Genomic DNA, 24,684 nt, shown 5'->3' on the forward strand with positions numbered 1-24,684 from the left:
CAATCAGATAGTCACAAATTCATGAGGGTTCATTCCCTCGATCGGAATCGGCTTGGTCAGCTTCATCAGCCCCATACGGGAGATCGGCTGCGTCAGCAGAGTTTCCAGCGCCTGCATCCCTTCCGCACGGCTGATCAGCCCGAGACCGATTGCACTCAGTCTGTCAAACTCTTCAGAAATGTGATTGTCAGCCCGCTCCCAATAACCCCAGTTCATCACTTTGACCCGGCATGACAGCCGTCCGGAAAGCTCATGGGCAAATGCGTCTTTAAATGCGCACCCCGCCGCATAATGACTTTGGTTCGGATTCTTAATATATGAAATAACCGAAGAGAAAAAGAGAATAAAGTCCAAAGACTCTTTCGCAAATACTTCGGCAATGTTGACGGAAATATCCACTTTCGCCGCAAGGCCGGCGTGAAACTGTGATTCTTCCATATCTTTTACGCTTTCATTCGCAAATACCATCGCTGAATGAACGACGCCGCTGATGGTGCCGTATGTGTTTTTAATCTGTTCATAGGCGCGCTGAAGCGATGGAAGATCAGAAGCATCTGCGGCTATATATTCGGGAGCCGGGCCTGATGACCGGTACCGGTCTATTTTTTGGTGTATCCGGCTGTCCAGCGGCCTCCTCCCGATCCAGACGACTCGGGCTTTATACGTCGTCACCATATAATCTGTCCAAACCTCGCCGATGCCTCCCGCACCGCCGATGATGACATATACGCCTCCATAGCGGTAAGGAACACTTTCAGACGGCCCGCTTTGGACCGGAAGCAATTGAGGCCGGTACCATTCCTGATGTCTGCGCACCCACGCTTTACCCGTACGGTCGCGGGGCAGGCTGAATATGTCTTCTGCGGGGAAATCCCCCCCGTCTTCAAGATCGGCCAGACGGATGTGCCAGCTCGGATGTTCTTTAGCGAGAGACCCGACGAAACCGTGCACACTGGAATGAGCGGGACGCACCTCATCATATTGGGTGATAGGCTGTGCTTGGTGCGTAATCACCGTCATCCCTAGCTGCTCTTTTCCATACCCGAGACCGATAAGAGCTTTGGCCGCTCTGAAAATTTGCAGCACCCCGCTTTTTTGATCATGGCTGTCAGAATCAGCCGGCTGAGGGGCAAACCAGATCATATGCTGAATCTCACCGAGACGGCGGAGCCGATCAGATATCACTTCAACGGAAGCACTTTGGCCGATATCAAATCGCACAGCTTTAGGAAACAATCGTAAAACCGCGTCCGCCTGCCCGTCTGTACCGCCTATGATGACAGCTTTTGCTTCAGAAATGTGGAAGCCGGTTTGGTTGTCTATCGGTTCCGCGTCCCATACCTGCATTAGTTTGACGGCTCCGGTAAGGTTACCCGTCAGATCGTATTGCTTATTATCGGTTACGGCCGGCGCACTTTCGGCCATCCGGGCAGAAAATCCTTTTATCCTTACACACACATTGCCGCGTTCATCACATATATCAATGTCCATTCTTCGTACGGCCGGTGTTTCATGCGTCACAAATACGGCCGCCCACATGTTTGGACCGCACGTATAAAAAACGGTCAGTTCATGCAATTCAAAAGGCATTAACGGCTGCTCAGGATAACCCGCTTGATCTTCATTCATAACGCCGATGGCCGCCTGAAAAGCAGAATCAATCAGACTCGGATGGAGCACAAACTGTTCAGCCTCATCAGAAACGGAAGCAGGGAGCACCAATTTAGCCAAGGCTTCTTTCTCCCCGCAATAAATGTGATCAATTCCTTGATGTGAAGGTCCGTATACAATTTCCGCCTTTGCAAACGCCGCATAGCAGTCTTCTTTTGACAGCACTTTTTTGCGGCATCGCGCTTTCAGCTGTTCAATATGCAAAACCGGCGCCTCAGACAGCGGCTCAATCACAGCACTGCCTTCACAATAAATGTCTGGATCATTTTCATTGCTGTACACTCGAAATGAAACATTGCCGTTATCCTCCAAAGAAAGCCCTGTCGTCATACGCAGCGGCTCTTTTTTATGAACGGCCTGGCGTATCCAGCTGATATACCGCAGCGAAATGCCGGTTTTAGCCGTGTATTCAGCGGCTAACGGCGCGGCAGCCAGTTCAGCCGCGGCTCTCGCCATTTCAAGATAAGCCGCCCCGGGGAGAACACACTTGTTTCGGACGATATGATCGGCTAAGAAGAATTCATCTCCGTTCAGTATCGTACTGAATTTTTGTTCTAGCAAATCTGATGTATTGCGGTGAAGCAGCGGGTGAAGCCTGCTTTCTGTATTTACGGAAGTGACGGGATGATCGGGCTCCGGTATCCAATATCGTTCCTTTGCAAACGGATACGTCGGCAGACTCATCCTGCGCGGTTTCTCCTCCTGATACAGCCGCGTCCAGTCTATGTCAAATCCTTTTGACCACAGCTCCGCAAGTTTTTTGTAAGTGCCGCTGTCCATCCATTTTCGGATCAGCTCCTCCGTATCCTGATCATCATTCAGGAAACCCCTGATTTCCGTTCCGCTATCAGACCGCCCTTGAAAGCAGCCGTCAATCTGCCGTTTTTGTTCTGTAAATTCAGTTAATTTCCTGATCAGGTCCGCTTGATCGTTCACTAAAAAAACAAGCCGTTCTTCCATTGCCAGCCGTCCCGTTTGCAGCGTATACGCCAGTGACCGCAGGGAAAAAGGTTCATCAGGCTGCTTATCTAAGCCGGACTGACCGAAAAGACCGGAAAGAATATTCTTATATTTCTCATCGTTTGTCAGACATTCTGCTAAAGTCCGGACGGAAGTATGCTGTATGAGATCAGTCATGTCTATTGCCAGCCCGTATTGATCCGTCATCAGCTCAGCAAACTGTGTCAGCTGCATGACATCCAAGCCGAATTCCTTCCAATCCTGTTCACCATCTACCGAGCCGGACTCTACATGCAGAACTTCCGCCAGAACACTGCGCAGCGCATTTTCCAGCTGATTTTGCATTGTATCTATTTTGTCATGAAGCGGCCCGCTTCCTTCAGGCGCTTCATCTTTGAGAAACATCAGCAGGCGGGCAGCGTATTCTTTCAGCCGCTCCGGATTTTTCGCTGACAGAGGCACGATATACGGTCTCTCTTGATTCTCCGTAATGCCGGGGCTTTTGGGCCTGTACTCTTCTAAAATGAGATGAACGTTTGACCCCGTCGCCCCGAATGAACTGATGCCTGCGCGTCTCGGACAGGCATGTTCAATGCCGTTCTCTGTATACGCCGGCTTTTTCCATGACTCGGTTTTTTGCTGCACGTAAAATGGCGAGTCCTCTAAACGGAGATACGGATTCATCGTCTTTGAGTGCAAAGAAGGGACAAGCGTTTTGTGAAACAGCTGCAAAACCGTTTTATGAAGCCCGCTGATCCCGGCGGCTGATTCCGCATGTCCGATATTCGATTTAACGGAACCGATCGCACAAAATTGCCGATCCTCCGTAAACGTGCGGTAAGCTTTAACAAGACCTTGTATTTCAATCGGATCTCCTAAAGAAGTTCCGGTTCCGTGCGCTTCCACATAAGAAATCGTCCGGGGATCGATCCCCGTCTTTTCAAGACATTCAGCTATCATATCCCCCTGCGCCACGGGGCTCGGCACGGTAATCCCGCTGACGGTCCCCACGTGATTGACGGCGCTGCCTTTTATCACCGCATAAATATGATCTTTATCTTCTTCGGCCTTGTGAAGCGGCTTCAGCAGCACGGCACCGATGCCGTCAGCTGAGACATAGCCTGTGCCTCCTTCGCCGAACGTGCGGCACAGCCCGTCACTCGAATGCATATCCATCAAGCCGTATGTGATATATTTTGTCGGGTGCAATGATAAATTGACGCCTCCGGCAAGAGCTGCTTCACATTCACCGCGTCTCAGACTTTCCGCCGCCATATGGACGGCCGTCAGAGATGACGAACACACCGTGTCAACCGCCATGCTCGGCCCGTGAAAATTGCAAAAATATGAAACCCGGTTTGCGATCGGCGCATAGTTCAAGGGATAAGGAAAGACCAGCCCTTTGGCCGCAGCTTCAGCGCCGGCGAGAGAATAATCCATATGCATCACCCCGGCAAACACACCGACGTTCATTCTCTTATTCGGCCCTATCGGCTGAACGATTGTTTCCGGGGTGTAGCCCGCATCCTCAATCGTTTCCCAGCATGTTTCTAAAAACAATCGTTCTTGCGGATCTTTAGCTTCTGCCTCCCGCGGAGAAATCCGGAAAAATTTCGCGTCAAAACAATCCGGATCGTCTATAAAACCGCCCCATTTGGAAATCGGCTTGCCGGACGGCGATCGCAAATGCTCATATGTCCTCGTATCCCAGCGGGAACGAGGCACTTCCGTTACGCTGTTTTCTCCATTTTTTAAATTTGTCCAAAATTCACGAAGATTTTTGGCGCCGGGGTACCGTCCCGCCATCCCGACAATCGCAATATCTCCATTCTGCGTTCCGGCTGACGCCGATTTTTTCACGAGGTTTTGGGTCGTCCTCTTTTTTTCCCGGTGCAAAGGCTCAGCACTTGAATGCCCGCTTTGAGCATGGCCGAAACCGGCTCCGTAATGTTCGCACAAATATCCCGCCAATTCCGCGATTGTCGTGTATTCAAATAACAGTGTCGGCAGAAGCTGCGTTCCGATTTTTTGTTCAATTTCCTTTACCATGTCCAACAGCCCCGGAGAATCCAGGCCCATTTCATAGTAGCCGATATCCGGGTCAATCTCTTTCACAGGTTTGTTCAATCGGGCGGCAAGCAATTCTTTTAAATAAAGGATGCACTGTTCAATAAGGCCGGCGGAAGCCTCCGCATGGCGGGGCTCAGAAGGCGCCGGTTCCGCTTGCGGAGCCGGGACGGCATTCCGCCCGTCAGGTTCTTTCTTTTGCCGTTTCTGATTGATCAGTTCCGGGTCCCTCACCAGTTTATTGGCGAAGTTTTTCAGTTCGCCGACTTTTCTGCCTTCCTCATTGAAAAACTCCATTGTCACGTAAACGAGATCTTTCTTACGGGTGACGGATTCTTTTTTTATCTTAGTGATACATGTTGTCTGCAGCAATTCGGCGCAATAAAACGATTCATAAAACAGCGGCAGAAATAATTGCCCCTCCTCCCTCGTCAAAGGAGCGAGATATACATTGGAGCCGATGCTGCTCGCATCTATCAATGCGGGATGAAACATCGCCTCTTCTGCATGTTCCAGCTGATCCTTTTGCACCGACAGATCAATATAAATCTCTTTTTCAGTTTGGTAGACGCTTCCGCAGCCTTTCATCATTCCTGAATGAACCAGTTCTTGATCCCTGCATTCCGCGTAAATGTCCTCAAGCGGTATTTCTGCCGCCGTTTGTTTTACGGCATCCATCCGGACGCTCTCTTGGAAGCCGGCGGGCTTGACGGAATGCATTTGCGCCGCGGCATATACCTTTGTCTCTGCTGCTTCGTCACCTTGTTTTTGCCCTTTCACCTCCACCTTCCACTGCCCTTCGCCGTTCTCTGTACAATCAACGGAAAGCAGGATTGATTCTCCCTGTTCAGGAGCTAAAGGGTGAAAAATCGATAAGTGCCTGAGTTCAAGGCCGGCATAAAAAAAACCGTTTTCTCTGAAAGTCTGATAGATCAGGTCAATATAAGCCAGACCCGGCAGCAGTTCCTTTCCATAGGCTTTATGATGTTTCAGAACGGGATGCTGATTGTTAATAAGAAGCTGCTCTTGCATATGAACTTCCTCCATATCGACGTTCAATTTTCAGCGCAATCAGTAAGTCTTCATTTGTTTCCAAAACGTATTCGGACGGGATTTATGTGCGTTTTCATGCAGGCTTTCGGCTTTGTCCGGACGAATGGGCCGGCGCTTTAATTCCTGTCTCGGCAAAGGCTTTCTGACCGGGGTATACGCCTCTTGCTCCCAGGCTTCCACTATGACATGGGCATTCGTCCCTCCGTCAGCGAAACTGCTGACGGCGGCAATCCGCGGTGAATCCGTCCATTCACGCAGAGCGTGCGAAAAATAAAACGGCGAGGCGGACAAATCGTAATGTGTCATCGGCTCTTTGCCGGAAAGGAAAGGCACACGCATTCGGCGCGAGAGCATAAGCACTGTTTTAATGAATCCGGCAATCCCTTCAGCGCATAACGGGTGTCCGATATTCGGCTTCATCGACCCCAATTCGCAAGGCGAGCTGTTTTGCATACGGTACACCGCTTCAATCGCCCTCAGTTCCAAAAGATCCGTTACTTCAGAGCCTGAACCGTTTGCTTCAATGTAGCTGATATCCTCCGCTTTTCTGCCGCTTTTGGCAAGCGCATTGGCCATCACTTCTTTCTGCGCCTGTATATTCGGTGTGGCAGGCCCCGCGGTTCTGCCGTCATTGTTTACGGAAATGCCTTTAATGACCGCATGAATCCGGTCCCCGTCTTTTACAGCCTGGGCCGCTGTTTTTAAATACACCATTCCGACGCCTTCTCCCAATACGATGCCGCCCGTGCGGCGGTCAAAAATATGAAACGCAGGCTCTTCGCTTAACAGATTGCGAAGTTCGAACATCCGGTGGGTTTGACCGGATTCCAGCAGACTGACTCCCCCGACCACCGCTGAGTCGATTTCACCGCAAGAAAGCGCCTGTATCGCCATATTCATACCGACAAGCGCTGAAGAACAGGCCGTATCCAAAACGAGACTCGGCCCCTTCAAATCAAAGAACTGAGAAAGATTGGCCGCTAAGTAATTCGGGCCCGCGGCGACTATCGGATTTTTTGCATGTTTCAGATGGTTTGCGTCAGGCATACTGCCGCCGCGTCCTCCTAAATAGACACCGGCTGACCTGCCTTTCATTTCTTGTAAAGAGTAACCGCTGTCTCTGAACAGATGAAGCGCCTCTTCTAATATAAGAAAGGACTGGATATCCATTGCCCTGATGTCTTCTTCGGGAATAAGGAAAAACTCCGGGTCAAAATGCGTTACATTTTTTAAAAGGCCCGCATAATCCGCCTTCTCCGTTTTCCAGCGTTCTTTCGGCACCCTTTGAATGGCCGACGTTCCTTCAGACAGCAGCTTCCAATAAGCTTCAATTGATTCAGCTCCCGGAAAACGGCAGGACATTCCGACAACAGCGATGTCTTGAGCCGCTCTAGCGCCAGAAGGCTGAAAGACAGCGGCTGCAGTTTGTTTAGGAACGTCCGGGATTTTAGGCTGAACCGGTTTTGAAACGGCAGCTTTGATTTCCGGATATGCTGTTTCAAGCCATCCGGCCAGCGCAGCAACCGTAGGGTATTCATACAGCACCGCCGGGTCAAGGTCAGCTTTGATCCTCTTTCCGATCGCTCTGGACACTTGGGCAAGCATGATGGAATCGGCTCCGTAATCTTGAAACGGTGTATCAGATTCGAATCTTGACGGCTCCAGTCTTAATTCCCGGCAGCAAATGCCCGTCAGCCACTCCTCAACGCTTTCTGTATCGGCCTGTTCCTGCTGCTTTGTTTCAGTAAGGCCGGATGAAAGCAGCAGACGGTCAGGCTCCCATTTTTCCGGGTGAATGACGGCCGGCATAATAACAGATCCGCAATCGCCTGCCATGATGGCATCAAACAGGCTCAGCCCTTCTCTGTCAGTGATGCTCTTTAAACCGCTTTTCAGATAGGCCCGGCTTTTTGATTCGCCCATACCCGTTTCTTTCCAGCTCGGCCATTGAATGCTCAGCACCGGGAAACCTTTTGCGGCCGCAAAATAATCCATATAGGCGTTAGCCATGGCATAATCGCTTTGTCCCGCTCCTAATTCCGGCATCACGCCGGACACTGAAGAAAACAGCGCAAAAAACCGGAGAGGCTCCTTGTGCAGCGCTTGATACAACAGGTCCAGTCCGTCTGTTTTAGGCTCAACCACGGGCATCATCTGTTCTCTTGTTTTACGGATAAAGGCCGGATGATCGAGATCTACGGCTCCCGCTGCGTGTATCACGCCTCCTATCGGCCCCATTTGATCTTTCACCCGGCTGACGGCCTGCTCATATTCAGGGCCGGAAGATACAGACAGCACTTCCGTTCGGACACCTTTTTGTTCGAACTCTCTGATTCTTCTCACTTTTTCAGAAAACGGGGAATTCCGTTTGATATGATCATCCCACTCCGCTTTCGGCGGCATGGTTTCTTTTCCTGTAAGCACGAGTTTCGTGACTCCGTATCGTTCGGCAAAATGCCGGGCGAATAAATATCCGAGTCCCCGGGTCCCTCCGGTGATCCAGAGCACATGGTCTTTCGGAAATGAAAATTCTTTTTCTGCTAAGCTGTTTGTTTCTTTTAACCGCGCGTGATAGCGCACACCGTTTCTGTAACACACTTCGATGTCTTCAGAATCGCGAAAAAACTCCTCTGCGATCTGGTTTGCCAGCTCAGGATCTTCGGCAGTCCGTTCTGCATCCATATGCCGCGAGCGGATATCCTTATACTCACTTTGGAGCATCCGGTACAATCCGGCCTTTTTTGCACCTGAGAAATTTATCGTTTCATTTGCAAAAAGTTCAAGCCCCTTTGTCACACAAAGCAGCTGAAGCTTTCGGCCGCGGTTTCTGTTGTCAATGAGAGACTGCAGATGATGAATCCAGCCGTCATCATGATTGATTTCCGTTCCGCATCCGGTCACATCAATCAGACCGCCAAACCGGGACGCGTCCCCAGATATTTCCGATGACGCAGCGTCAATGATTTCAGACTCGGGGAAATAACGGCACAGCTCAACGGCCAAATTTCCTGTCTGGTGATCGGCGGCTATTCCGATGACGCCCCGCACTTCCTTAACCGAAACACTGCTGCTTTCTGCCCAGCTTTTCTGTAAAAAGCGGGTTTCACGCAATGTTTCAGAATGTGTTTCAGCATCACGAACATTGTCCGGCGCTGCATCGACCGGCCAATACCGGTCCTTTATAAATGGATAACCGGGAAGGCTGATGCGGTGCGGCAGGCTGCCATTATAAAGCTCTGACCAATCAATCTTCAGCCCTTTTACCCAAAGTTCCAGAAGCTTCGCGAATTTTTTTCGTTTCATCCATTTACGGACGGCGTCCTGCATATCTTCATCCTTAAAAACGGCTAGAATGTCTTTATACTGTTTGCTTTTTCCGAGAAAACAGCCGTCTGTCCCGCCATCAATAAAACGCTGCAGTTTTTCCGCTAACTGCTCTGTCGACGTCACGATAAACGCCGCACGTTCTTCCATCGCTTCTCTTCCGGTTTGAAGGGTGTAAGCCGCATCCCGGAGACTGCGGTCTGTGACGTCTTTTTTTCTGATCGCTTGAAGAAGCTGCTGCGCCCGCTGCTTCAGGCTGGCCTCCTGTTTGGCGGATAATAAAATGACTGCGGGATCTTCATCTGTGAATGGCTCAGAAATCTCTCTATCAGGTTCAATATATTCTTCTATCAATATGTGGGCATTTGCCCCGCCCGCACCAAAAGAAGAGATGCCCGCGATTCTCGGAATCTCTTTCTGCGCTCCGTTTTCCTCAATGACCGGCCGTTTCCAGTCTGCCAATTCACGCTGCACCAAAAACGGCGTCCGGTCGAATACAATATTCGGATTCAATTTCCGGCAATGTAAAGAGGGGGCCAGCTTGCGTTTTTGAAACTGGAGCAGCAGTTTCGTTACACCGGCAATGCCTGCCGCGGCTTCCAAATGCCCGATATTGGATTTAACTGAGCTGATGGCGCAAAAACCTTTATCTGACGTTTTCGTTTGAAATGCGCGGGTCAAACCGTCAATCTCGATCGGATCTCCGAGTTCAGTGCCCGTGCCGTGGGCTTCGATACAGCTGATCATCCGCGGATGTATTCCTGATTTTTCAAGCGCGCCGGAAATCACGTCAGCCTGGGCGCTCGGACTCGGCACTGTATACCCGTTTGTTCTGCCTCCGTGATTGATATGAGTGCCGCGAATCACACCGTAAATATGGTCCTTATCAGCCATCGCTTTTGACAGCGGCTTTAACAGCACGGCCCCGACGCCTTCCCCGGGAACAAATCCGTCCCCGCCTTCACCGAAACTTTTGCACGTTCCGTCTTTTGAAAGCATTCGATAGGCGCTGAGCTCCGCATAAGCCGAAGAATGCGTATACACATTCACACCGCCGGCAATCGCCATGTCGCATTCGCCGCGAAGGATGTTTTCACACGCTTCATGGATTGCAGTCAGCGAAGACGAGCACATCGTGTCGACCGGCATGCTCGGCCCTTTCAGATTAAGAAAATAGGAAACTCTGTTGGCCGCTGAACTGAACGACGTTTTCGGCTGCAGGGTCCCGCCGTTTTTCCAGTACATTCCGTACCCGTTTTTCGTAATGCCCGCAAAAACGCCGACCCGGCCGTTATACAGATTCTCAAGCTGTTCCTTCGTATAACCGGCATCCTCCAGCACCTGCCAGCACATTTCAATAAAGAGACGCTCCTGCGGGTCCATATTCAAAGCATCACGGGGTGAAATTTGAAAAAACAGCGGATCAAAGAAAGCGGCATCTTTCAGAAACCCGCCCCGCTTACTGTAACTTTTCCCTTCTTTCACGGCCTCTTCGGGATCAGGGTTGTAGTACTTGTCCTTTTCCCAGCGCTCTTCGGGAATTTCCGTCACACAGTCTTTTCCGGCTGCTAAGTTATCCCAGTACGCTTCAAGTGTTTCAGCTTGCGGATAACGTCCGCTGACTCCGATAATCGCAATCCCTTCTTTTGTCTGGTTCTCATTGGAAAAAGAAGGCCGTTTCTTTCGCTTGATAAACGACGGAAGCACCGGAAAATCTTCATTTGCCAAAACCTGTTCTGATATGCCTGAACGGTGCTCATCATCATTTGTCCACTTTCGGCATTCTTTTGGATAATCCGTGACAAAGTGAGCAGCCAGGGAGCCCAGTGTCTTATATTCGTAAAAAACCGTTTTGGAAAGGTCACCGAAAAGCAGAGACAATTCGCGGTTCAATTTCGTCACAGTGACTGAGTCGATTCCGTAAGTTTCCAGCGGCTCTTCAGTATCTATGTTGGAAACAGCAATTTTTGTAGTCAGGGCAAAAAGCGTTTTGAGCTGAAGAAGCGTTTGTTCATACAAACGTTCACTGCGGTGTTCGGCATTGGTTTTTCCGGGAGCGCCCGTCTTGATGACAGGCTGCAGCTTCAACCCCGACAGGGAAGCCCATATTTTTCCTTCTTCGTCACATAAATCAATATAAAAGCTCCCCGCCTTCTCTTGTATCTCGGCCCATACCTTGTCAGGACAAGGTTCATAAAACAAAAGCTCGTCCAATGAAACCGGGGCGAGCGTTTTATATTCTTTGCCGCCAAGCAACGCGCATGCCTCTGTCACACTTTGCATCACACAGGGAGGGAAGCCGAATCGGGCGGATTCTTTTTGGTCTGTCAATGGAATTGATATGTCTGCCAGCATCCGCCCTGCTGAGGCGTAAATACGCTCAATTCCTTTCATGTGCTCACTGTATTGAACGGTATCGTTCTGAGTGATGGCTTCAATTTGCTGCTGATCCATCAGGGAACCGCTGTTTTCCTTCAAGCGGCTGATATCCAGCATGCCAGGCGCAGCATCAACTGGCTGAATCGTCCCTTGGCTGTACACATCATAATGACTTAAATCGGCAGAAAATGGATTATAAACCTCAAACCTTTTGGCTTCACCCTCTGCGGGTATCAGCCTGATTTCGATATGGAACGGCTCAGCCTCAGTCAGAATGGGCTTTGACCACACGATATGCGTCAGCCGGACAGCCTCAGTCTCCTTTACTGTCAAAGCAGCCGCAGCTCTCGCCATTTCCAAAAGAAGTTCTCCGGGCATAAGCTTTTTACGCTGTAAAGAAACATCAGCGAGAAAAAATTCCCGGCCGCTGAAAGCTGCCGAGAATCCCAGTCCCGTTTCATCGGAAATATGCTGCTGAGCAAGCGGATGAAGGGAATCCGCTTGGCGAAGTCCCATCCGCATATCATAATCGCGCAAAATGCCGATCGCATCCTGTTTTGTCATTTTTTTATTTTTGACGTCAGAAAAAACCCGGTGCAGAAACTCTTTCATATGGTTTCCTCCATTACGCTAATCCCTGTAAAAACCGATCGTTCTTTTTACAGCGGCTTCTATGCTTATTTCGTTTCTCTCCAATTCATCAAGCAGGTGTTCATAAGTCTTAAGCGGGGACATATCAGTCTCATAAGTCTCCCGGTGCCTTATATGCTGCGCACTGTGCGGTATCCAGCAATGTGTTTTCGTAAAAGGATAGACGGGCAGGCTGACTTTTTTTGGCCTTTCGTCCGGATATAATTTATTCCAGTCGACATGCAAGCCTTGCACCCATAATTTTGCAAGCATTGCATACTTTCCTGCTTCAATCCATTGATCTATGGTCCCGCTCATTTCTGCATTGTCCGTCATCTCTGTAAACAGCTGTTTCATCGCTTTGTTCCGGCCTGTAAAGAAATTCTGCCCCGCCTCCTTGCCGCTGAGGAAATCATTCAGCGCGTTCGTAAGCTCTTCTTTTGTTTCAGCAATGACGGCAAGGCGCTCTTCCATTTCATCCCGGCCAAGCTGAAGCGTATAAGCGATATCCGCAAGAGCTCCGTCAGCTGAATGTGTCTTTTCCAAATATCTGCGCAGCTGTTCCGCACGTTCCTTCAGCTGTTCCGCCGTCTTTGCCGAGAGAATGAATAAGGACGGCTGAAGTTCACCGGCAGTCCATTGTTTCTCTTCAACAGGAGAAACATATTCTTCGAGCACGACATGAGCGTTGACACCGCCAAATCCGAACGAGCTGACACCCGCTCTCCGCGGCAGTTCATTTCCGCTATCATCAGTCGCCGCTTTCCACGGCTGAGTGTCGCGGACGAAATAAAACGGGCTGCCGTCGAGGCTGATATACGGATTAACGGTTTCACAATGCAGACTTTTAACAAGCGTTTTGTGCTGCATCTGCAAAATAATTTTTAAAAGCCCGGCCATGCCGGCGGCAAGCTCTGTGTGGCCGATATTCGTTTTGACGGAACCGAGGCCGCAATGAGGCTGATCGGGTGCCGTTACTCCGGCTTTCTGATAAAGCGCTGCAAAAGCCGCTTTGAGTCCGTTGATTTCTATCGGATCTCCGAGCGCCGTTCCCGTGCCGTGGGCTTCAATATAACTCACTGTACGGGGGTCGATGTTCGCTTGCTGATACGCTTTTATCATGACTTCTGTCTGTGCTTTCGGATTCGGCGATGTAAGGGAAGCCGCCCGTCCGCCATGATTTTCCGCCGTTCCGCGAATAACGGCATAAATACGGTCGCCGTCACGTTCCGCATCGGATAATGTTTTCAAAACAATCATACCGGCACCTTCAGCTCTGACATACCCGTCCGCTTGATCGGAAAATGTTTTGCAGCGCCCGTCTTCACTGAGCATTCCCGCTTTATTAAAGCTGATATGCATATCCGGCGACACAATAGCATTGACGCCTCCTGCAATCGCGATGCCGCAGTCTCCGGCCTGAATTGCCCTGACCGCACGGTGAACAGCGACCAATGAGCTTGAACAGGCGGTTTCAATCGGTTCGCTCGGCCCATGTATATTCAGAAAATAGCTCATGCGGTTCGGACCGATTGACGGAACCGTTCCGGCGGCGGAAGAACCCTCAATCTCTATATGGAACTTTGAAGCTTCCTGAGCGTAACCGCTGTTTGTCGTGCCTGCAAAAATGCCTGTATTTGTACCTGACAGGCTTTTGGCAGAGCAGCCGGCATCTTCAATCGCTTTCCATACATGCATCATTAAAAGTCTTTGCTGAGGATCCATCATTTCGGCTTCATGCGGAGAAATACCGAAAAATAACGGATCAAATTGAGCGGTTTCATCAATGAAGCCGCCCCACTTTACATTGCTCGCATTTTTATCTTTCTGCGGATCTCCGTAATACTGTCTCCAGTCCCAGCGCTCCGGCGGTATTTCAGAAATGCAGTCCTTTTCTCCGGCTAAATTCTCCCAAAACATTTCCGGATTTTCAGCCATTGGAAATGCACAGCTGATTCCGATTATCGCCACGGGCTCAGGTGCAGCTGCGGTTTTTGTTTTAGGAAGGCGGGACTGAATCGAGAATGGCTCCGTCTTCATTTTTTTACGCACAACCGGTTTCTCCGTTTCTGTTTCTGCCTGTGAGCCGAATGTATCCGGATGTTCCGTCAGCAAGTATTGGGCAAAACTAAAGACTGTCGGGTATTCAAAAAACACGGCCGGTGTCAGTTCAAGCCCATACGTTTTATTTAGTTCATTTGCAAACTGCGTGAATGAAACCGAATCAAAGCCATAATCTCTCATCTCTGATTCAGCATCTATCTCGTCTTCTTTCACCTTCAGAATGCCTGATATCATATGTTTGAGTTCCGCTTGTACTTTATTCGGCATATGGACGGGCGTCTTCCTTGACACATGAATGCTACGGGACGGTTCCGGCGTTTCAGGCATCAGGTTTTTTCGAATCCGTTTTTCGTCGCCCTCTGCCACCATGACCTGGTGTTCTCCGGAGGCAAAAGCGGCGTAAAGCGCCTGGATGCCTGAGGCTGATCGCATGGCTTTCATTCCGGTCTGTTCATACATCAGCCGTTCGGTCTCTTTGTCCACACGCATACCGCCCTCTTCCCAAAGCGGCCAGTTGACAGACAGGGTCTGCCCGCTCCGCTCGTTGTCCCGCACGAGACGGTTCCGGCGGGCTGCATAAACATCCATAAATGCGTTGGCTGCCGCATAACCGGACTGCCCCGGATTTCCCATGCCTCCCGCCAAGGAAGAAAACAGAATGAAAAAGTCCAGCCGCACATCTTTCGCTGCTTCATCAAGATTGATAAGCCCTTTCACTTTCGGCGCCATGACGGCCTTCCGTTCGTTTTCTGTCTGGTTCAGAATGTAGTTGTCAGCGATCACGCCTGCGCCGTGAATGATCCCGTCGAGTGTTCCGTGCTCCTCCTGTATGCCGCGGACGAGGGCGATGACCGCCGCTCTGTCTGTCACGTCAACCGGTTGATAAAATACGCGGGCGCCCGACGCTTCCAAGTGCCGTAAGCGGGCGGAGCGCTCTTCATCAAGCACTTCTGCCCTCCCCGTTAATACGAGGACGGCATTTTTGACGCGGGAGGCTATTTCTTCAGCGAAAATCAGTCCGATGCCGCCCGCTCCCCCGGTGAGGAGGTAGACCCCTTCGTCTTTCCACGGAACGGCGCCGCTTTGAGAGGCCGGCAGATGACGCCAGTTTCTGACGAGACGTTTGCCGTCTTCATAACGGATTTCCGCTTGTTCAGGATGCGCCCGGTTTTCTTTCAGCTTGGCAAGAAGCGATGATGCTGACTCGTCCGGATCGGCTTGGATGACTTGGCCGTACAGCTTCGGATGTTCAAGGTGAGCCGTTTTCAGGAAAGCGGCCAGCCCCGCCAATACATTGTCTTCCCCCCTGTCGGGGACAAGAAGCTGGATCAGCGTTTTTTCCTTCTGTTTTTCTTTGATAAGACGCGTGACGATCGCTGACAGCTCCGCCGCGCAGGCGTCATAACGGTCTTCAATCGGACCTTCGCCGTCAGCCGCACATACGGCGCCGCTTATGTCCTCAGCATTCATTCCGCCATACAGCGTCACGTATCTGAAAGACTCTTCTTGTCCGCCGCCTTCACCCGGCGGTGATTCCTGCCACTTTGGCTGAAGCAAGAGCGGTTTTTCCTCCGTTTCCTCTTCCAGAAAACGGGCGGTGAGCCCCGTCAATCGGACACATACCGCGCCGTTTTCGTCACACAGCTCAATATGGTAGGCGCCGTCCGCTGAGGAAAGCGCCGCCCACATCGTCTCCCGGCACGCAGAAAACACCTGCATATCCTGGAGGGCAAACGGCAGAAACGGCCGTCCGGACGCGGAACCGTCTGAAAGCACGAGACCGATAGAAGCCTGAAGAGCGGCGTCCAGCATGCTTGGATGCAGGATGAACGGCTCCTTTTCCTCGCGGGCGGACGGCGGGAGAATGAGCTTTGCGAGCACTTCTCCGCTTCCGGCATAGACGGCGTCAAGCGCCTGATGAGACGGTCCGTAGGTGATGCCGAGGCTGTCGAACGCTTCATAGCACTCAGCCTTTGACAAGTGACGGCCGCCGCAGCGCGCCTGAACCGCTTCCACATCGAGAACAGGAGCACGCTCCGTCTCTTCGAGCACGGCCTTTCCCTGGAAAAAGACAAGCGGCTCTTCTCCTTCGGCATACGCTTCAAAAGCGATGTCTCCGTTTTCTTCCGGCTGAAGTCTTACATGAAGCGTCACTCCTTCAGAAAGCGCCGTCACCGGCCGGAGCCAAACGATCTGTTTGATCCGGACACCCGTTTTCCCGCCCGGCAGGTCTTCAGCGGCAAGTGTAACGGCGGCCCGGGCCATTTCTAAAGCAGCTGCGCCCGGAAGCACCAGTTTTCCATTGACGATATGATCGGCAAAAAACGGTTCATGCCCAGAAAAAACAGAAGTAAAGCGCTGGGCGGTAAAAGTCGATGTATTCGCGTGAAGCAGCGGGTGAAGTCTGGCTGCTTTCTCACTTTCCGCTGAGCCTGTTTTGTCAAGTGACACATCAGCTTTTGTCACCCAATATCGGTCTTTGGCAAAAGGGTAGGCCGGGAGACTGATGTGGCCCGGGTTGCGCTGATAAAGAGCTGACCAATCGACGTCAAGTCCTTTAACCCAAAGGTCAAGCAGCTTTCCGTATTTCCCTTTTTTCAGCCAGGCATTTATGGTAAGCGCCATATCTTCATCAGAAGTGAGCGAAGCCGCCAATGAATGATGTTTGGCTGTCCTGCCCCGCCAGATATGAGCATGTTCGATATTATGATCGTTTGAGAAACTCATAAGCTTCATTTTCAGTTCTTCTATCGACTCGGCCGTAAATGCAAGCCGCTCAGCCATCGGTTCTCTTCCCGCCTGAAGCGTGTAAGCGATCTTGGCCAAATCCCCGTCAGAACGTTTTTTTCTTATGACATCATCCAGAAGCTGGCGGGCGCGCTCTGTCAATTGCTGCTCATTTCGCGCTGATAAAATGATAACAGCCGGTTTTTGCGGAGAAACGAGCACGTTTTCCATTGGTTTCAGGCTCTCAGACGGCACATATTCCTGAATGATGACATGTGCGTTTGAACCTCCTGCTCCAAACGAGGAAATGCCGGCAATTCTCGGATATTCCTTCATTTCACCCGTGATATTCAAGACAGGTCGTTTCCATTCCGTTTCTGTTTGCTGTACGAAAAACGGAGTGTGCTCAAACTCAATATTCGGATTCAATTCCGCCGCATGCAATGAAGGGGCAATCCTCTTATGTTTCAATTGCAGAAGCAGTTTGGTGATTCCCGCAATCCCGGCAGCGCTTTCTAAATGTCCGATATTTGATTTAATGGAACCGATGGAACAAAACTGCCTGTCTTCTGTTGTCAGGCGAAAAGCTTTCGTTAACCCGTCGATTTCAATCGGATCACCGAGCGCAGTGCCCGTTCCGTGAGCTTCCAAGTAACTGACCGTTCTCGGGTGAATGTCTGTTCGTTTCAACGTCTCTGCGATCAGATCAAACTGCGCTTTCGGATTCGGCACCATATAAGCGTTTGTCCTGCCTGCTGCGTTCAGCATGCTTCCTTTAATAACGCCGTAAATATGATCGCCGTCTTTCTCCGCTTGAGCAAGCGGCTTTAACACAATCGCCCCTACTCCTTCACCGTCAACAAAACCGTCCGCACTGTCTCCGAAAGATTTGCATTTATCACCGGGAGACAGCATTGAAAAAGCGGACAGCCGCTCATAGTGGGCCGGATCAACGATAAGATTGACTCCGCCGGCAATCGCTGTTTCACTCATTCCGCTCCGCAGGCTTTCTGCGGCGAGATGGACAGCTGTTAAAGAAGAAGAGCATGCTGTATCCACAGCCATACTCGGCCCTTGGAAATTGAACAAAAACGATACTCTGTTTGCGATAGACCAGTCGCTGGGAACTGTCGGGTAATTGCTGTTCATCACACCGACAAAGACTCCGATTTTCCGGCTGTCACAAAGCGTAGCCGGGGTGTACCCCGCATCTTCAATGCTTGAATAAGCAGTCTGCAGAAACAACCTTTCCTGCGGATCCATCCTTTCAGCTTCCGCGGGAGATATACGGAAAAACAGCGGATCAAATTTATCAATGTCATCGAGAAAACCGCCCCATTTTGAATAAATGGACCCCCATTTTCCGCGTTCCTCGTTATAAAACGTTTTCCAGTCCCAGCGATCTTTCGGCACTTCAGTAATAGAATGCCTGCCGGCTTTTACATTTTCCCACAGCTCATCAACGTGATCGGCGCCCGGATACCGGCCTGACAGACCGATGACAGCGATATCCTGGATATAGGGATCTCCGTTCGTCCTGCTGTCTTCCTCGTTTTGAGGAATTTTGTTTTGTTTTACATTCAGGTTATCTGTGTGATCAGACAGCTGCTCCTCACGCACACCCATCGCTTTCATAAATGCTCCCCGCTGAGAAAGAAGCAGGTAATCCGCAATTTCTTCTATCGTCTGATATTCAAAAAAGAGGGTGCTGGTCATTTGGTCAAACACGTTACGAAAAGCATTCGTGAGCCTGACGACCAGAATAGAATCCAAACCGTATGCGGTTAAGGAAACCGACGGATCCATTCTCCCGCTCGGAATCTTCAGCGTTTTTCCTATTAATTCCGTCAGATATGCGATGCCCCGTTCTCTTACGTTTGGAATCGGCGCGGCGCTTTCTGCGGGAGCCTGCACCCGTCCGGCGTTTTCGGGATGAGCCCGTCCATTCCCGAATTGCCGCTCGAGCGCTTCTTTACGGGAAGACAGAAAGTAATCAGCAAGCTCATCAATGGTTTGATATTCAAAAAACAAAGTGCTGCTGACAGAACCGAAGACGTCTTTTAACGCGTTGGTCAGTCTGACGACCAGTATGGAATCCAATCCGTATGCGGTTAAAGGTTCATGGGATAAAAGACGATGCGCCGGCACTTTAAGCGCTTCACCGATGACCTTCTTCATCAGTTCAACGCTTTTTTCTCTCAGGCTGAAATGCAAAGTATCATCCGAAAGACCATCTGCGTCATACGGACGGCGCTCCGGCTTCTCTTCTGACGCCTGCGGGAGGGCAAGCCTGACCGTTCCGTCACTTTCAGCCGCTATAATCTGCTGGCCTAAGTCGTGTGCGGCTTCAGCCGGAAACAGAGGATGGACGAACCCTTCAAGCGAAAGCGCTTCCGCCCAGCCGGCCGGCTCAACCCCCGGACAGCCCGGAATCCGTAAATCATGATCCTCATACAGCCACCAGCCTTCAAGAAGGCCGAACGTCACATGGTTGAATATGGTGCGGCTGTTGATCTCATTTAAAAACAGCTGGCCGTTTTTTTGCAGCATTGCTTTCGCATGGCGCAGCGCAGAGCGGATATTTTTTGTCGCATGAAGCACATTGGTCGCGATCACTGCGTCATACGTGCCGATGTCCTGCGCTTCTGTTGATACCGGCTGCTCAGCGTTGAATATTTTATAAGTGACATAAGGATATTCCGGACCGAATATGTCTTCTGCATGTAAAAGAAATGCTTTAGAAATATCCGTGAAACAATATTCGGCAATATGCGCTTCATACGGTTTCAATTTTCTCATGACCGCGGCGCTCGTCCCGCCCGTTCCGGCTCCGATTTCTAAAATGCGGATTTTCGCCTGCGGGTCTTTTTCCAGACGTTCCCGCAAAACTGCAATCAATGTGTCAGCAAGCTTGTCATTGAAAAAATCAGAAATGATATTATTGCGGTAAATGCCTTCCACAAGACGGAAGGAGGAGTCAGGGAACATCACTTCCGTTGCCGGAAGCTTACCGGTTAAAATGTCTGGAAGCACACGCAATGTCTCTTCTGCCAATCTGACATGCGCCCTCATGTCTTTCTGGCGCAGCCAAGTCTCTTTTTTCCGCTCCCATTCCTCCCACACCTGCCCTAGATCCGTTTTTTCCGGAGCAAGCGCTAATTCAGTCAGGAGGACAAAGCTCTCTTTCAGCCATCTGCTGTATTGTTCCGTTATGCCGGCAGCCGATTGAAATAACGGCAAAGCCTGATCAAGACCGGCTCCCATCTCATAAAGGGTTGATACTAGCATTTTTTCAATAAGGGATTCCAACTCTCTCATGCAGCTCATGACACTTGATGCTTTTAACCGCTCAGCTTCGTCATTGTGCGTGATGTTAACCGCTAATTGTCCGAGTGCGGAAGGAATCTTTTCCGGATAAACCGTTACTTGTTCTTTCAGATCGTCTTTCATAAAAACCGGATCTGTCGTTTTGATCAGCGCCAGCTGGTCATGAGGTCCGGAAAGCAGGGTTTCCAGCGTTTTCATCGCTTCGGGCGCCTCAATAGAAGCGATTCCGTCCCGCTCCATCCGTTTCCGGTATTGTTCTGAGGCCACGACGCCGACACTTCCCCAAAAGCCCCAATTGACAACTTTTACAGCATACGGCGCTTTCTGTGAGATCCGCTTAGCAAAAGCGTCTTTAAACGTGCACCCGGCGGCATAATTGCTCTGTCCCGGCGCTTTTTGAAACGACATCATCGAAGAGAAAAACAGCAAGAAATCCAGGGGTTCCCCTTCAGCTACCCGGGCAATCTGCAAGCTGACATCGGTTTTTGCAGAAAGTGAAGCGCGGAATTGATCCTCTTCCATATTGGCAAAACTTCGGTCTGATAACACGATGGCGGAATGAATGATTCCGCGGACCTTTCCATTTTCCTTCACAATGGTGTCATACGCCCGTTTGAGAGAGTCATAATCCGCAGCATCCGCGCTGAAATATTGCGGTGCGGGACCTAAAGCCGCAAGTCTTTTCAGCCTTCTTTCAATCTGTGTATCTTTTTTCCTTCTCCCGATCCAGACAATTTTCGCCTGATAGGTCTGAATCATATATTCAGTCCATACTTCTCCTATTCCGCCTGCCCCGCCGATAATCACATAAACCCCGCCGTGCCGGTATAATGAAGGCTCATCTGCCTGAGGCCGGCAGACGGCCAATTGCTGGCGGTGCCACTGACCTGCACGAAAGACCCACGGGTTTCCCTCGGAGTCCGCCGGTAAAGAGAAGACATCGGGAAGATGCCGGTATCCCCTTTGAGATTCCAAATCAAGAAGCCGGATGCTCCAATTGCTGTATTCTTTTGCGAGCGACCCCGCTAATCCGTGTATGCTTGCATGACTGGGATTGACCTCATCATGTTCATGAATCGGCTGTGCTTGAAACGTGCAGATTGTCAATGATAGTTGTGCCGTATCAAAATTCAGAAGCAGAAGCGCTTTTATCAGCCGGAAAAGCTGCATGACCCCGTGCTCCTGTCCGTCGGCCGTATCCGCATCATAAACGGATGGAACGGGATGATCCGGCGCCGCCCATATCATGTGTTGAAAAGAGCCTTGCGTTTTCAGTGTTTCAGCCATTTGTTCCGCGCTGTCCAAAGAAGTGATGTCCGGAAAACGGACATCGGAATACATCTCTTTCAAAGCCTGCTGAAAATCCGGCCCGGCCCCGATGACGATTATTTTTTCTTCACGCATGAAAGGCATGCCGGTTTCCGGAATGGTGACGGTGTTCCAAACCGGTGTCATAAGCAATTCCGTTTCACGGCTTTTCTTCGGCGTGACGCCGGCTTTTTGGTTAAACCCGGCGCTTTCCTGCACCTCTTTTATGATAAAATCTTTCACTGCCGCCAACAGCACGCCGCGCTCATCACAAATATGCAGATCAAATTGGTGAACGGAGGCCGCTTTTACCTCCGCATGCACAAATACGGTTTTCGCTAACGGTTCAAGCAGCAGTATTTCTCCGAAGGAAAACGGTACGATAAGCGCAGGCTCTTTTTGAAATTGCAGCACATGCGCCATTGCGGTTTGAACAGCGCCATCCATTAAGGACGGATGTAGGATGTACTGTTTAAAATCGGCTTCCAAGTATGACGGGAGCGTTAATTTGGCCAGTGCTTTCCTTTCTGTATAAGAGAATTCGCGGATGACCTGAAAACTGTCCTTTTGCACGATTCCCGCCTCAGAGAAAGAGTGATAGATGTCTTTCGGCTCCGTTCTCTGCGCAAATGGCGCCGGGAGCTGAAAGGCCGGGGCCTCAAAAGACGCTCCTTTTTCTTTACAAATCACTTCTCCTTGCGAAAAGAGGGTGCCGTCCGCTCCTTTTTCTTTAATGACATAGCTTATACGCTCTTTTTCTGCTTCAAACTCTATCATGACGGATCTTGGGTCTGTCCCTGTCACAATCGGCTCCATGTACCACACACTTTGAAGAGAGACGGCCGGGCGTTCTCCCCACAATGCCGCGCCGTATGCCGCCATTTCCAGATGACAGACTCCGGGAAGCACATATTTTTCGTTCACTAAATGATCTTTAAAGAAATATTCATCCTTGGAAAATATCTTTTGAAACGTTCCTTTCCGGACGGATGAAACATTCTCATCAAGCAGAGGATGAAGCGCTTCACGCCTTTTGATATTTTGGGGCTTTTTTGTATACCGCTTTTTTTGATCGGTCAGCCAGGACGTTTCCTTTAAAAACGGATACGTAGGAAGCGGAACTTTCTGATACGGCGTTTCCGGCTTTTTGCAACCTTGAAGGCCTTTCACCCACAGCGCGGCAAATTTCTCAGGATCTGAAACGGACTGGCCTGAAACGTCCGGCCGCCCGGGTGAGGCTTTTCCGAAGTACATATGCCTGCCGTCGCTGTGACCGCTCACAAATCCGTCCAATCGCTGTTTCAGCTCAGAAAGGGATGATGCAATGACAGCAAGCCGGAAGGAGAAGGGCTCTCTGCCTGACAATAAGGTGGCAGCGATATTTTCCAGACTGTATCCGCCGGCAGAAGGCGAGTTTTCCAATCGGGCAAGAAAGATGCTCAATTTCCCGGCATATTCTTTCAGCTGTTGTTCGGAATGTGCGCTTAATACGACGGCATGAGGTTTTTGCTCAGTATTCCCGTCCGCTTGCCGTTTTGGCTGATAAGCACCTACAATCAGATGGGCATTAGAGCCTCCTGCTCCGAATGAACTGATTGCGGCGATTCTCGGTTTATCTCCTTCAGCCGGCCACGGCCGGTTGTTTCGGACGACATAAAATGGCGAATCAGAAAAAGAAATCTTGCGGTTCAGTTCCTCGGAGTGCAGACTGGCGGGAAGCGTTTCATGTTTCATGCTTAAAAGCACCTTGATTAAACCGGCGATCCCTGCAGCCGCTTCCAAATGTCCGATATTGGATTTCACCGAGCCGATTCCGCAGTCATTTTTCTCATCGGTCTGTTTATCAAATGCCATAGACAGGCCGCGTATCTCAATCGGATCGCCGAGCGCCGTGCCGGTTCCGTGAGCTTCAATGTAGCTGATATCCGCCGGACTTACCGCGGCTCTGTTTAGAGCGGATAAAATCAGGTCCCGGTGCGCTTCCGGATTCGGCACCGTATACCCGGTCGTTTTGCCGCCGTGATTAGTGGCGGACCCCTTAATGACACCGTAGATGTGGTCTTTGTCCGCAATCGCTTTTTTCAATGGTTTTAACAAAACGGCTCCCGCGCCTTCGCCGGGCACGTAACCGTCTCCGCCTTCACCGAAACTGCGGCATTTTCCTTCAGAAGACAGAAAATGCGATTGGCTTAAAAACATGTATTTTTGCGGATGTAAGCTGAGGTTGACGCCTCCGGCCAGCGCCATTTCACAGTCGCCCGACATAATGGCCTGACAAGCTTGATGGACGGCGACAAGCGATGAAGAACACGCCGTATCAACAGCAATGCTCGGGCCATGGAGATCAAGGAAATAAGAAACCCTGTTCGGAATGCCCCAATATAAGGAGCCGGGGCCTTTGTACTGATCTTTGAGGAAACCTTCTTCGTGTGCAATTAATGAATATTCATTCCAGGTCACTCCGGCGAATACCCCGATTTGATCCGTCGGCCTCGCCGCCGGGTTCCCGTAACCGGCATCCTCCATCGCTTCCCAGCAGCACGTGACATACAATTTTTGCTGAGGGTCCATTAAATCAGCTTCCCACGGGGAAACAGAAAAAAACAGCGGGTCAAATTGATCCGGATGATCAATAAAACCTCCCCATTTACTGTATGACGCGTATTCTGCCGTTTTCTCTTCCGAGTAATAAGAGCTGTCCCATCTGTCCTCTGGGATTTCGGAGACACAATCTTTATTTTCCATTAAATTGTCCCAAAAATCATGCTGGTTTTCCGCTTTCGGAAACATCCCGCTCATTCCGATAACCGCAATATCAGAGCTCCCGTCCGTTGCCGGTTCAGGCACCTTTTCAGCCGCCTGTACAGGAAGCAATTCTTCTTCCTGCCGGCTTCCCGTATCAGGCTCCGTTTCTGTGAATTCAAGAACGCTTTCGGGATTTCGTTTCTGCGCACTTAAAAACTCACTCAATTTCTCAATGTTCGGATATTCAAAAAGCAGCGTTTCAGAAAGGCCGGTAAATTCTTTATGCAATATGGTCATGATTTCTTCACTGATGAGAGACGTCACGCCAAGAGTGAAAAAAGCGGTTTTATCTTCCGCTTCGGTCACCTCGGCACCCAGCTTTTGCGCTATTACCGTTCTTAAAAATTCGTTAATACATTTCATGAGGAT

General features: G+C 50.4%; 3 protein-coding genes. All 3 read right to left on the reverse strand.

The genetic code is table 11. From position 1 onward, the window contains the following. Positions 1-3: 3 nt before the first annotated feature. From G4O42_RS11145 to G4O42_RS11155, 3 genes are read right to left on the reverse strand one after another with little or no spacing between them, the layout of a single operon-like run. Complete coding sequence (locus G4O42_RS11145) at positions 4-5,730, reverse strand: type I polyketide synthase (RefSeq protein ID WP_032872222.1); 5,727 nt, start codon at positions 5,728-5,730, stop codon at positions 4-6. A gap of 39 nt (positions 5,731-5,769) precedes the next feature. Then, positions 5,770-12,066, reverse strand: coding sequence for a type I polyketide synthase (locus tag G4O42_RS11150; RefSeq protein ID WP_032872224.1), 6,297 nt, complete (start codon positions 12,064-12,066; stop codon positions 5,770-5,772). A gap of 18 nt (positions 12,067-12,084) precedes the next feature. Next, a complete protein-coding gene (locus tag G4O42_RS11155; RefSeq protein WP_057766243.1) occupies positions 12,085-24,678 on the reverse strand; it encodes a type I polyketide synthase in 12,594 nt (4,197 codons plus the stop codon). Positions 24,679-24,684 lie beyond the last annotated feature (6 nt).

It is taken from the genome of Bacillus sp. LUNF1 (genome assembly GCF_011008975.1).
GTDB lineage: Bacteria > Bacillota > Bacilli > Bacillales > Bacillaceae > Bacillus > Bacillus velezensis.